The sequence below is a fragment of the Paracoccus aerius genome (assembly GCF_014656455.1).
GTDB lineage: Bacteria > Pseudomonadota > Alphaproteobacteria > Rhodobacterales > Rhodobacteraceae > Paracoccus > Paracoccus aerius.
Map to the genome: position 1 here is coordinate 97,778 of NZ_BNCL01000007.1, position 12,286 is coordinate 110,063.

The following is a 12,286-nucleotide window of genomic DNA, read 5'->3' on the forward strand; positions in this document are numbered from 1 at the left end:
GGGTCAAACTAGTTCCACGCTGAACCCGTGTTTCCCGTTGTGGTGGAGTATGTGATGATTAAACGTGTTTCCCCCCCCGGCAAGGATCCTGACGCGGTTCCTCGCAATCCCCAGCCTGCGCATGTCCTGCAGAAGAAGGATTTCGTGGACCGGGTCGTCGCGGCAAGCGGCGCCAAGAAGGCCGACGCCCGCCCCATCATCGAGGCGACGCTGGCGCAACTGGGAAAGGCCTTGTCCGCAGGCGAAACCCTGGCCGTGCCGCCCCTGGGCCGCGCGCGGGTCAACCTTGAACGCGACCAGCGTGGCGGAGAAATCATCACCCTGCGCCTGCGCCGCCGCCCTTCCAGCATCCAGCATTCCGCCGACTGAATCCCGTCGATTCGCCCTTGCGATCCGTTTTTCCCCCTGCTAGATGCTGCGCCCACGGGTGATTAGCTCAGCGGTAGAGCGCTTCGTTCACATCGAAGATGTCAGCGGTTCAAATCCGTTATCACCCACCATTTCCCCTTCCGTTGCGTCGGCCAGATGTTGAACACTCCTGTCACAGACGCCGCCACCTTGTCCGTCGCCCCGATGATGGACTGGACCGACCGGCATTGCCGCGTCTTCCACCGCCTGATGACGCGCCGCGCGCTGCTTTACACCGAAATGGTGACCGCCCCCGCGATCATCCACGGCGACCGTCCCCGGCTGCTAGACTATGATGCCGCCGATCATCCCGTCGCCCTGCAGCTGGGCGGATCCGATCCCGCGGAACTGGAAGCCGCGACCCGGATCGCCGCCGATTGGGGCTATGACGAGATCAACCTGAATGTCGGCTGTCCCAGCGACCGCGTGCAGTCGGGCTGTTTCGGCGCCGTGCTGATGAAGACCCCGGATCTTGTGGCCGAATGCGTGGGGCGCATGATCGCAGCCAGCCCGGTCGAGGTCACCGTCAAATGCCGCATCGGCGTCGATGACCAGGTGCCCGAGCAGGTCTTGCCTGACTTCCTGGACAGGATGCGCGCCGCCGGCATCCGCCGCGTGACGATCCATGCCCGCAAGGCCTGGCTTCAGGGCCTCAGCCCTAGGGAAAACCGCGACATCCCGCCTCTGGACTATCCGCTGGTCCACCGGATGAAGCAGGACTTCCCCGACCTGCACCTGTCGATCAACGGCGGCATTGCGGACATGGACGCGGTGCGCGACCACCTGCAGGTCATGGACGGGGTCATGATCGGGCGCGCGGCCTATCACCAGCCCTGGGACATCCTGGGCGGCGCCGACCGCCTCTGGGGCGACCGACCGCCCTTCGAGGCGCCTGACCAGGTGGCGCAGGCCATGCGCCCCTATATCCTGTCCCACCTTGCCGCAGGTGGACGGCTGCATCAGATCACGCGCCACATGCTGGGCCTGTTCCACGGAATGCCCGGCGCGCGCGGATGGAAACGCACCCTGTCCGAAGGCGCGTCCAAAGGCGGGATCGAGGTTTATGACGCCGCCCTGTGCCAGGTCACGCAACTGGCGGCGTGAGACTTCTTCTTCATCCAAATATTCTGGGGTGAGGCCCGCAGGAGCCGAGGGGCGAAGCCCCTTACTCCGCCGCCCTTTCGGCCGTCTTGGCCTGATCCCACAGCCTGTCCATCTCGGCCAGGTCGCTGTCCTCCGGGCGGCGGCCTTCGGCGGCTAGCGCGGCCTCGATGGCGCGGAAGCGGCGGGTGAACTTGCTGTTGGCGCGGCGCAATGCCTGTTCCGGGTCGATCTCAAGATGCCGCGCCAGGTTCGCCATGACGAACAGCAGGTCGCCGAACTCTTCCTCAAGCGCGTCGGGTCCAAGGCTGTCGCGGGCCTCGACCAGTTCGGCAGTTTCCTCGGCGATCTTGTCCAGCACCTGGGCAGGGCCGGGCCAGTCGAACCCCACGCGGGCCGCGCGGTTCTGCAACTTGATTGCGCGGGTCAGGGCCGGCAGGCCCAGGGCCACGCCGTCCAGCGTGCCGCGCTCGGCCTTGCCGGCGCGCTCGACGGCCTTGATGGCTTCCCAGTCCTTGACCTGCTGGGCGGCGGACTTGTCGCGGGATTCGTCGCCGAAGACATGGGGATGGCGGAAGACCAGCTTGTCGGAGATCGCCGCCGCGCAATCGGCGAAATCGAACATGCCCTTTTCATCCGCCATCTGCGCGTGGAACACCACCTGCAGCAGCAGGTCGCCCAACTCGCCCGGAAGCTCGTCCCAGGCCTGCCGCTCGATAGCGTCGGCGACCTCGTGGGCTTCCTCGATCGTATAGGGTGCGATCGATGCGAAATCCTGCTCGATGTCCCAGGGGCAGCCCGTCTGGGGGTTGCGCAACTGGGCCATGATATCGACCAGTCGGGCGATCTCGGACTTGGGATCGCGGCGGATCGGTTCGGTCATTGCGATTTCCCTTCGCTTCTGTCCTGATGGGCCATTGCCACAGCCAAGGTGCTTAGTCCACATGCCTGTCCTGAACCGCATCGCCGAATTTTCGGATGACATGACCCAATGGCGGCGGCATCTGCACCAGCATCCCGAACTGGGCTTCGACTGCTTCGGCACCGCCGCCTTCGTGGCGGAACGCCTGCGCGACTTCGGCGTGGACGAAATCCACGACGGCATCGGCAATTCCGGCATCGTCGGCATCATAGAGGGGCAGGGGCCGGGCCCCACCATCGGCCTGCGCGCCGACATGGACGCCCTGCCGATGGACGAGGCGACGGGCCTGGATTACGCATCCACCGTGCCGGGCCGGATGCACGCCTGCGGCCATGACGGCCATACCACGATGCTGCTGGGCGCCGCGCGATACCTTGCGGAAACGCGCAATTTCACAGGTCGCGTCGCGCTGATCTTCCAGCCGGCCGAGGAAAACGGCGGCGGGGGCGAGGCGATGGTCCAGGACGGCATGATGGACCGCTTTGGCATCACCCGCGTCTTTGCCATGCACAACAGCCCCGGCCTGCCCGTGGGCATGATGAACACCACACCCGGCCCGATCATGGCCGCCGTCGATACATTCGAGATCCATGTCCAGGGCCGTGGCGGGCACGGGGCGATGCCGCACCTGACCGCCGATCCCATCGTCGCGGCCGTGGCCGTGGTGAACGCGATCCAGACGATCTCCAGCCGCAACCATTATGCGCTGGACGACCTGGCACTGTCGGTCACGCAGATCCACACCGGCAGCGCCGACAATATCGTGCCTGACACGGCCTATATCTGCGGCACCGTGCGCACCTTCGCCCCCCATGTCCGCGAGATGGTCCGCCGCCGGATGGCGCAGATCTGCGACGGGCAGGCGGCCGCCTATGACGTCTCGATCCGCCTGGCCTATATCGAGGGCTATCCCGCCACAATCAACGACCCCGACCAGACCGCCTTCGCGGTGCAGGTCGCGCAGGAGATCGTGGGCCATGACAACATCTCGGGCGATGCAGGGCGCGAGATGGGGGCCGAGGATTTCAGCTACATGCTGAACGAACGGCCCGGCTGCTATCTGTTCATCGGGCAGGGCGACACGGCCAGCGTCCACCACCCGGCCTATGATTTCAACGATGCGATCTCGCCCATCGGGGCCAGCTTCCTGGCCCGGCTGGTCGAACGCGCGCAGCCCGTGGCGCGGTGACGTTCACGATCCTGTTCTAGACCCGAAGCCGTCCCGGCCTTTCTTGCCAAGCCGGGGCGGCGGCGATAGGTTGCGCGCCAATTCGGGCGGGGTCAGACCGCCGTGTCAGCCGAAAAGGGATAATCCATGTTCGTCACACCCGCCTATGCCCAGGCCGCCGCAGGCGGTGCAGGCCCTACTGCAGCCTTTGCGCAGTTCATCCCGCTGATCCTGATCTTCGCGATCATGTATTTCCTGATGATCCGCCCGCAGCAGAAGCGGATGAAGCAGCACCGCGAGATGGTCTCGGCGCTGAAGAAAGGCGATCACGTCGTCACCTCGGGCGGGATCATCGGCAAGGTGTCTTCGGTCCGCGACGACGAGCTGGAGGTCGAGATCGCGACCGGCGTCAAGGTCCGCGTGATCCGTTCGACCGTTTCGCAGGTTCTGAACAAGTCCGAGCCTGTCGCGGCAAACGCCTGACGCCACCAGAACAACAACAATCAAGGGCTTCGGCAAGATGCTTCAGATCGACCGTTGGAAACGCATCCTGATCGTCGGGCTTTGCGTCCTGGGCATAGGCTTTGCCGTGCCCAACCTGTTCTACCAGCGGGTCGAAAGCCATAACGACGCCGTGGCCGAGATCGAGCGCACCGGTGTCGAGACGCCCGAACTGGCCGCCGCGCGCGATGGCTGGCCGTCGTGGCTGCCTTCGTCGGTCGTGGCGCTTGGCCTTGACCTGCGGGGCGGGGCGCATCTGCTGGGCGAGGTCCGCGTGGCCGAGGTCTACAAGGCCCGCATGGACGCCCTGTGGCCCGAACTGCGCCGTGCGCTTGCCGACGAACGCGCCACGCTTGGCGCGATCCGCCGCCTGCCTTCGCCCGAAGGCACCCTGAAGATCGAGGTCGAGAACGCCGACCAGATCGCCCGCGCGACGGAAATCGTGCGCGGCTTTTCGACGCCCGTGACGACGCTGACCGGCGCGGGCCAGCAAAGCCTGGCGATCCAGCAGCAGGGCAACACCATCACCATCCAGTTGTCGGACGCCGAAAAGGCCGTGACCGACGACCGCACCGTCCAGCAAAGCGTCGAGATCATCCGCCGCCGCGTCGATGAGGTCGGAACCCGCGAACCGACCATCGTCCGCCAGGGCGCCGACCGCATCCTGATCCAGGTGCCGGGCATCGGCTCGGCCGAGGAATTGAAGGCGCTGATCGGCACCACCGCCAAGCTGACCTTCAATTCCGTTGTCGGCACCGGCACCAATCCCGATGCGCGGCCGGGCGTGGGGCAGGTGGTCCTGCCATCGGCCGACCAGGACGGCATTTACTACACGCTGGAAGAAAGCCCCGTCGTCACCGGCGAGGAACTGACCAATGCCGTGCCGGGAACGGATCCGAACGGCCAGCCTGCGGTCGATTTCAGCTTCAACCCGACCGGCGCGCGCAAGTTCGGCGCCTATACGGCCGCCAATATCGGCCAGCCCTTCGCGATCGTCCTGGACAACCAGGTGATCTCGGCGCCCGTGATCCGCTCGGCCATTCCCGGCGGAACGGGGCAGATCTCGGGCTCGATGGGCTTCGAGGAAGCGAACCGGCTGGCCGTGCTGCTGCGCGCAGGCGCGCTGCCGGCGCAACTGGATTTCCTGGAAGAACGCACCATCGGCCCCGAACTGGGGCAGGACAGCATCGACGCGGGGCGCCTGTCGTCCGTGATCGCGACGGCTGCGGTCGTGGCCTACATGATCGCCAGCTATGGATTGTTCGGGGCCTTCGCGTCGATTTCCGTGATCCTGAACGTGATCCTGATCCTGTCGATCATGTCGATCATGGGGGCCACCTTGACCCTGCCTGGCATCGCCGGGATCGTGCTGACCGTGGGCACGGCGGTGGACGCCAACGTCATCATCTATGAACGCATCCGCGAGGAATTGCGGGCAGGCAAGCGCGTCGCCAAGGCCATCAGCGACGGCTTCGACGAGGCGATGAGCGCGATCATCGACGCCAACGTCACATCCTTCATCGCGGCGGCGGTGATGTTCTTCCTGGGCTCGGGCCCGGTCAAGGGCTTTGCCGTCACGCTGACCATCGGGCTTGTCACCTCGGTCTTCACCGCGATCTTCCTGACACGGCTGATGATCGTGTGGTGGCTGGAATGGCGCAAGCCCAAAGAACTGATCCTGTAAGGGGACCGATATGGCATTCCGTCTGAAACTTGTCCCCGACAATACCCGGATCGACTTCTTCCGCTGGCAGTTCCTGACCTTCGGGGCGTCGATGGCGGCGATGGTGGCGTCTGTTGTCCTGATCTTCACGATGGGGCTTAACTTCGGCATCGACTTCAAGGGCGGCACCACCATCCGCACCGAAAGCCCCACCGCCTTCGAGGTGGGTGATTACCGGGATGCCCTGAACGACCTGGGCTTCAGCGACCTTGCCATCACCGAGGTCTTCGACCCCAGCTTCGGTGCCGATCGCCACGTGGCCATGATCCGCATCGGCACCACGGACGAAACCGGATCGGTCAGCCCGGACGAGTTGAACCGGATCGAGGCTGCGCTGCACGAGGTCGATCCGCAGATCACCTTCGCATCCGTGGAATCTGTCGGGCCGAAGGTGTCCGGCGAATTGATCAAGACCGCCTTCTATGCGGTGGGCGCGGCCTGCCTGGGCATCATGGCCTATATCTGGCTGCGCTTCGAATGGCAGTTCTCGATCGGGGCCGTGGTGTCGCTGATCCATGACGTGCTGCTGACGGTAGGGCTGTTTTCTCTGTTCCAGCTGAAGTTCGACCTGACGACCATCGCGGCGCTGCTGACGACGCTGGGCTTTTCCTGCAACGACACGGTCGTCGTCTTTGACCGGCTGCGGGAAAACCTGATGAAATACAAGACGCGACCGCTGATCGAGCTGATGAACCTGACCACGAACGAGACCCTGTCGCGGACCATCATGACGGCGGTGACGACCGGGATTGCCCTGACGGCGATGCTGATCTTCGGCGGCGACGTGATCCGGGACTTCGTGATCGCGATGCTGTTCGGGGTGGTCGTCGGCTGCTATTCCACGATCTATGTCGCAAAGAACATCGTGCTGTGGCTGGGCGTGAAGCGGGACTGGTCCAAGAAGGATCCGAAGCTGGCCGCCTCGCCCTTTGAAAATGCGGAACGTCCCTGATGAAGCTGACCCCCAGCGATTTCGGCGGGGCCCTTGCGGTCGAGGGCTATGGCCCCGGCTTCTTCCGCATCGGCAGGACGGTGATGCAGGGCGCGGTTCTGGTCACCGCAGGCGAAGCGGATGCCTGGGGCGGCCTTGACGACCGCGCGGCGCTGCTGGCCCTGGGGGGACGGATCGATGTCCTGTTCCTGGGCATGGGCGCGGATGTTGCCCATGCCCCGGCCGATCTGGTGGCGGCCCTGCGCGAGATCGGGATCGCCGTTGAATCCATGTCCTCGCCCACGGCCGCGCGCAGCTACAACGTGACGGTCGCGGAAGGGCGGCGGGTCGCCTGCGCCCTGCTGCCGCTGTGAGCCTGCTCTCCGTCCAAGGCCTGTGCGTTGCGCGCGGCGGGCTGCGGACGGTCGAAGGGGTAAGCTTCACCCTGGACGCGGGCCAGGCGCTGATCCTGCGCGGCCCGAACGGCATCGGCAAGACGACGCTGCTGCGCACGGTCGCCGGGCTGCAGCCCCCGGTCGCGGGCCGGATCAAGATGGATGACGACGCGGTTGCCTATGCAGCCCATGCCGACGGGCTGAAGGGCGCGCTGAGCGTGGCCGAGAACCTGGCCTTCTGGGCGCAGGTCTTCGGCGGCGGCGATGTCGCGGGCGCGATGGCGGCAATGGGTCTCGCGTCCCTGTCGGACCGGCCTGCGGCGGCGCTGTCGGCGGGCCAGAAGCGTCGGCTGGGCCTGGCGCGGCTGCTGGTCGCGCGGCGTCCGCTGTGGGTGCTGGACGAACCGACCGTGTCGCTGGATGCGGCCTCGGTCGGGCGGTTTGCCGACATGGTGCGCGGGCATCTGGCGCAAGGCGGCGCGGCGCTGATCGCCACCCATATCGACCTGGGGCTGGATGCGCGGGTGCTGGATCTGACGCCCTTCCGGGCCAAACCGTCCCCTGATGCCCAGCCCGCGGGCTTCAACGAAGCCTTCGCATGATCGCCCTGCTGCGGCGCGACCTGACCCTTGCCGTCCGCGCGGGCGGCGGCTTTGGCCTGGGCGTGGCCTTCTTCCTGATCCTTTGCGCGCTTGTCCCCTTTGGCGTCGGCCCCGACACTACCGCGCTGCAACCCATCGCGCCCGGCATCCTGTGGCTGGGCGCGCTGCTGGCCTGCCTGTTGTCGCTGGACCGCATCTTTGCCCTGGATCACGAGGATGGCAGCCTGGACCTGCTGGCGACATCGCCGCTGCCGCTGGAAGGGGCGGTGGCGGTCAAGGCGTTGGCCCACTGGATCACCACAGGCCTGCCGCTGATCCTGGCCGCCCCCTTGTTCGGCATCCTGCTGCACCTGCCCGGCCAGGCGATCCCGCCGTTGCTGGTTTCGCTGCTGCTGGGGACGCCCGCGCTGTCGATGCTGGGCGCCTTCGGGGCGGCCATTACTGTGGGCCTGCGGCGCGGAGGGCTTTTGTTGTCGCTGCTGGTGCTGCCGCTTTACATCCCCACCCTGATCTTCGGGACCGAGATGATCCGGCGCGGGCAGGAAGGCGGCGCGACCGCGACTCCGCTGCTGTTCCTGGCCGGGATCACGGCGGGCACGCTTGCCGTGATACCTTTTGCCGCAGCCGCCGCGCTGCGGGTCAATCTGCGGTGAAGCGGCTTGAGCGGCAAGCCCGCGGACGCTAGGGAACAGTCATGTCGATCTGGGAATATGCCAACCCCGTCAAGTTCATGCGCACATCCGGCGCGATCCTGCCATGGGTGGTGGCAGGCGCGGCGGTCTGCACCGTCACGGGGCTGGTCTGGGGCTTCCTGACGCCCGATGATTTCCGGCAGGGATCGACCGTCAAGATCGTCTTCCTGCACGTCCCTGCCGCCATGATGGCGATCAACATCTGGGTGATGATGTTGGTGGCATCGCTGATCTGGCTGATCCGCCGCCACCATGTCAGCGCGCTTGCCGCCAAGGCCGCCGCCCCCATCGGCGCGGTGATGACGCTGATCGGCCTGATCACCGGCGCGGTCTGGGGCCAGCCGATGTGGGGCACCTGGTGGGAATGGGATCCGCGCCTGACCAGCTTCCTGATCCTGTTCCTGTTCTATATCGGCTATATCGCCCTGTGGTCCGCGATCGAGGATCCCGACAGCGCCGCCGACCTGACCGCGGTCCTGTGCCTTGTCGGATCGGTCTTTGCGCTTCTGTCGCGCTATGCCGTCTTCTTCTGGAACCAGGGCCTGCACCAGGGCGCCAGCCTTTCCGTCCAGTCGGGCGAGCGGATGAGCGCGGTTTACCGATACCCGCTGTATCTGACGATGCTGGGCTTCGGCCTGTTGTTCCTGTCGCTGCTGTTGATCCGCACCCGCACCGAAATCCGCAGGCGGCGGCTGGCCGCGCTGCAAGCAAGGGAAATGCGCGCATGATCGAGCTTGGAAAGTATGCGGGCGCCGTGATCGGCGCCTATGGCCTGTCGCTGGCCCTGCTGGGCGGGTTGATCTGGCAGACGCTGGCCGCCAATGCCCGCGCCCGCCATGCCTTGGAAAGGCAGGAAAGCCGTGGCTAGGATTTCTCCGCTTGTCGTGTTGCCACCCGTGGTCTTTGCCGCCCTGGCGGGGATGTTCCTGTGGGGAATGAACCGCGACGATCCGACGGCGCTTCCCTCGGCCATGGTTGGCCGCGAGGCGCCGGCAGTCCCGCAGACGACGCTGCCCGGGAAGACCCAACTGACGGACGAGATGCTACGCCAGCCGGGGGTGAAGCTGGTGAACTTCTGGGCAAGCTGGTGCCCGCCCTGCCGGGCCGAGCATCCGACGCTGACGGAACTTGCAGCGCAGATGCCGGTCTATGGCGTCGATCTGCGTGACACCGATGCCAATGCCTTGGCCTTCCTGACCGAGGATGGCGATCCCTTCGCGGCCATTGCGACCGATCCCAAGGGCCGGACCGCGATCGACTGGGGCGTCACGGCCCCGCCCGAGACCTTCATCATCGATGGCGAGGGCCGGATCCTTTATCGCTTTGCAGGCCCGCTGGTGAGAGAGGATTACACCAACCGCTTCCTGCCCCAGCTTGAAAAGGCGCTGCAGGCCGAGGAGTGATCCCCCGGCGTCACGGCCCGTCGTTCAGATAGGGCGTCGATTCGCCCTTTGCGGCCTTGTCTGATTTGGCGGACTTGGCCCTGGGCGCGGCGGGTTTGCGGGGTTTCTTGGCAGCCTTGGGTGCCATCGCCTCGGCCACGTCCGGCATGGCCTGGTTCGTTGCCTGGGCGTTGTCGCCCGCCTGCATTCCGTCGCCTGACATGTCTCCGCTGCCCAACTGGTCGCGAAGTTCCTGTTCGGCCTGGTTCCAGTGATCCGAATCGCGGCCTTCGGGGCGGCCTTCGCTTTCCCAGATCTCGTGGGCGCGTTGCCTGATGCGTTCCTGATGGTCCTGATCCATTTACATCCTCCTTTGTTGGATTACGCCGCTTGCGGGCCGTTGCGCAGGAAGGCCATGACCGTTTGCCAGCCGACGGCAACGGTTCCGCTGACCGCGCTGTCCTGCGCGACCTCGTCGGCCGAGGTGTCGATGCGCAGGGTCCACTCCCCCTCGGGCAGGGCAAACTCTGCATCATCGCCCGCGTTGACAAGCACCAGCAGTTCCGTCCCGTCGGGCGAGATCTGGTGCAAGGCGAAGCAGCGCAGTTCCGCGTCCTGCCAATCGCCTTCTTCCATCGCTCCGCCGCGCGGGTGCAGCCAATGGAAAACCGGCTGCCGGTCCTGGGCGTCGTCCGGCGCGGCGCCAAAGCGCGATTGCGACAGCGGCACCTCGTGGCGGAAGGCCGCAAGGGCCTGGACCGCGTTCAGCACCTCGTCGCGGGCCTTGTTCCATTCAAGCCAGCTGATTGCGTTGTCCTGGCAATAGGCGTTGTTGTTGCCGTCCTGGGTGTTGCCGAAGTCGTCGCCCGCAAGGATCATGGGGACACCATGGCTCAGCATCACGGTCGCCAGCATGGCGCGGACCCGGCGGATGCGGGCGGCGATGATGCCCTCGTCCTCGGTGGCGCCCTCGGCCCCCATGTTGTCGGACAGGTTGTGGTCGTGGCCGTCGCGGTTGTCCTCGCCATTGGCGTCGTTGTGCTTGTCGTTGAAGCTGACGGTGTCCCACAAGGTGAAGCCGTCATGGGCCGCGACGAAGTTCACGCTCGAGGTCGCTGGCCGGTGGCTGTGGTTGAACTGCACCGGTGATCCCGACAGGCGTTCCGCCATCGCTGGCAGCAGGCCCGGATCGCGGCGCCAGAAGGCGCGGGTGTCGTCGCGGAACTTGTCGTTCCATTCGCGGAAGGGCCAGCGATATCCGCCCACCTGATAGCCGCCCTCGCCGATGTCCCAGGGTTCGGCGATCAGCTTGACGCCCGACAGCACCGGATCCTGCCGGATGGCATTGAAGAACGACCCGTCACGTTCGAAGCCCTGGGATTCCCGGCCGAGCGTCGAGGCCAGGTCGAAGCGGAAGCCGTCGACATGCATCGCCTCGACCCAGTAGCGCAGGGAATCCATGACCATCCGCAGCACCATGGGATGGGCGACGTTCAGGGTATTGCCGGTGCCGGTGGTATCAAAGGCGTGCCGGGGGTTGTCCGGCGACAGCAGGTAATAGGATGCATTGTCGATGCCCCGGAAGGACAGGGTCTGGCCCAGTTCGTTGCCCTCGGCCGTGTGGTTGAAGACCACATCCAGGATCACCTCGATCCCAGCCTTGTGCAGCTTGCGGATGGCCTCCTTCACTTCCCGGATCTGGCCCGACTTGAGGTAGGGCGCATGGGGCGCGAAAAAGGACAGGGTCGAATAACCCCAATAGTTCGACAGGCCCTTTTCAACCAGGTAGCGATCGTTGGCAAAGGCGTGGATCGGCAGCAGTTCCAGGGTCGTGACGCCGATGCGCTGCAGATGTTCGATCACCGCGTCGCTGCCCAGGGCCCGGAAGGTGCCGCGGTCGGCTTCGGGCACGTCCGGGTGAAGCTGGGTGAGGCCCTTCACATGGGCCTCGTAGATCATGCTGTTCTGCCAGGGCGTGCGGATCGCGCGGTCCGTATCCCAGTCGAACTTCGCATCGACCACCACGGCCTTGGGCATGAAGGGCGCGCTGTCGCGGGTATCGAAGCTGAGGTCGTCCTCGCCGATCGTGTAGCCGTGCAGGGCGTCGTCCCACTGGATCTGGCCCCGCAATTCGCGGGCGTAAGGATCCAGCAGAAGCTTGTTCGGATTGAAGCGGTGGCCCTGTTCCGGCTCATAGGGGCCGTGCACGCGATAGCCATAAACCTGGCCCGGCTCGATCCCTGGCAGATAGCCGAACCAGATGCCGCCCTCCATGTCGGGCAGCTCAAGCCGGTGAAGCTCTTTCTGGCCGGTTTCGTCGAACAGGCACAACTCGACCTTTGTGGCATGGTCGGAAAACAGGGCGAAGTTCGTGCCTTCGCCCAGAAATTCGGCGCCGAGGATATCGGGGCGGGTGACGGAAAGATCGAAGGCCGGAGCGTCTTTGATGTCGCGCATATTC

General features: G+C 65.6%; 15 protein-coding genes and 1 tRNA gene. 13 read left to right on the plus strand and 3 right to left on the minus strand.

The window, feature by feature from the left end; translation table 11 throughout:
- The first annotated feature begins 54 nt into the window (after positions 1-54).
- From IE224_RS10290 to dusA, 3 genes are all read left to right on the plus strand, one after another.
- A complete protein-coding gene (locus IE224_RS10290; protein ID WP_191310100.1) occupies positions 55-369 on the plus strand; it encodes an HU family DNA-binding protein in 315 nt (104 codons plus the stop codon).
- A gap of 56 nt (positions 370-425) precedes the next feature.
- A tRNA-Val gene (locus tag IE224_RS10295) sits at positions 426-500 on the plus strand.
- Positions 501-525: 25 nt separating this feature from the next.
- On the plus strand, positions 526-1,512 hold the full coding sequence (gene dusA / locus IE224_RS10300; protein ID WP_191310102.1) for a tRNA dihydrouridine(20/20a) synthase DusA: 987 nt from the start codon (positions 526-528) through the stop codon (positions 1,510-1,512).
- Positions 1,513-1,573: 61 nt separating this feature from the next.
- On the opposite strand, the gene mazG is transcribed toward dusA, so the two are convergent.
- Positions 1,574-2,392: a nucleoside triphosphate pyrophosphohydrolase gene (gene mazG, locus IE224_RS10305; RefSeq protein WP_191310104.1), complete on the minus strand. Its 819-nt coding sequence runs from the start codon at positions 2,390-2,392 to the stop codon at positions 1,574-1,576.
- Between the two features lie 61 nt (positions 2,393-2,453).
- Here mazG and IE224_RS10310 point away from each other — a divergent pair, with 61 nt between their 5' ends.
- From IE224_RS10310 to IE224_RS10355, 10 genes are all read left to right on the plus strand, one after another.
- Complete coding sequence (locus IE224_RS10310) at positions 2,454-3,620, plus strand: M20 aminoacylase family protein (RefSeq protein WP_191310108.1); 1,167 nt, start codon at positions 2,454-2,456, stop codon at positions 3,618-3,620.
- Between the two features lie 126 nt (positions 3,621-3,746).
- Entirely contained in the window at positions 3,747-4,082 is a 336-nt protein-coding gene (gene yajC / locus IE224_RS10315; protein ID WP_167621559.1) for a preprotein translocase subunit YajC, read from the plus strand.
- Positions 4,083-4,119: 37 nt separating this feature from the next.
- Entirely contained in the window at positions 4,120-5,784 is a 1,665-nt protein-coding gene (gene secD / locus IE224_RS10320) for a protein translocase subunit SecD (RefSeq protein ID WP_191310110.1), read from the plus strand.
- A gap of 10 nt (positions 5,785-5,794) precedes the next feature.
- On the plus strand, positions 5,795-6,775 hold the full coding sequence (gene secF, locus IE224_RS10325) for a protein translocase subunit SecF (RefSeq protein ID WP_191310112.1): 981 nt from the start codon (positions 5,795-5,797) through the stop codon (positions 6,773-6,775).
- Positions 6,775-7,128, plus strand: a complete 354-nt coding sequence (locus tag IE224_RS10330; protein WP_191310114.1) for an Mth938-like domain-containing protein — start codon at positions 6,775-6,777, stop codon at positions 7,126-7,128. Before secF ends, IE224_RS10330 begins: the two co-directional genes overlap by 1 nt.
- Positions 7,125-7,751 (plus strand): heme ABC exporter ATP-binding protein CcmA, encoded by a 627-nt coding sequence (ccmA, locus tag IE224_RS10335; protein WP_191310116.1) that lies wholly within the window; start codon positions 7,125-7,127, stop codon positions 7,749-7,751. The genes IE224_RS10330 and ccmA overlap by 4 nt, the downstream gene beginning before the upstream one ends.
- The gene (ccmB, locus tag IE224_RS10340; RefSeq protein WP_191310118.1) at positions 7,748-8,404 is read left to right on the plus strand and encodes a heme exporter protein CcmB; all 657 of its coding nucleotides are present in this window, start codon (positions 7,748-7,750) and stop codon (positions 8,402-8,404) included. The genes ccmA and ccmB overlap by 4 nt, the downstream gene beginning before the upstream one ends.
- 41 nt (positions 8,405-8,445) lie before the next feature.
- On the plus strand, positions 8,446-9,171 hold the full coding sequence (ccmC, locus tag IE224_RS10345; protein WP_167621565.1) for a heme ABC transporter permease CcmC: 726 nt from the start codon (positions 8,446-8,448) through the stop codon (positions 9,169-9,171).
- Positions 9,168-9,311, plus strand: a complete 144-nt coding sequence (gene ccmD, locus IE224_RS10350) for a heme exporter protein CcmD (protein WP_191310120.1) — start codon at positions 9,168-9,170, stop codon at positions 9,309-9,311. Before ccmC ends, ccmD begins: the two co-directional genes overlap by 4 nt.
- Positions 9,304-9,846 carry a DsbE family thiol:disulfide interchange protein gene (locus tag IE224_RS10355; RefSeq protein WP_229849327.1) on the plus strand — a complete coding sequence of 181 codons (543 nt, stop codon included), beginning with the start codon at positions 9,304-9,306 and terminating at the stop codon, positions 9,844-9,846. The genes ccmD and IE224_RS10355 overlap by 8 nt, the downstream gene beginning before the upstream one ends.
- Before the next feature lie 10 nt (positions 9,847-9,856).
- On the opposite strand, the gene IE224_RS10360 is transcribed toward IE224_RS10355, so the two are convergent.
- Complete coding sequence (locus IE224_RS10360) at positions 9,857-10,186, minus strand: DUF2934 domain-containing protein (protein WP_191310124.1); 330 nt, start codon at positions 10,184-10,186, stop codon at positions 9,857-9,859.
- Positions 10,187-10,206: 20 nt separating this feature from the next.
- Positions 10,207-12,282, minus strand: a complete 2,076-nt coding sequence (gene glgX / locus IE224_RS10365; RefSeq protein ID WP_229849328.1) for a glycogen debranching protein GlgX — start codon at positions 12,280-12,282, stop codon at positions 10,207-10,209.
- Positions 12,283-12,286: the final 4 nt, after the last annotated feature.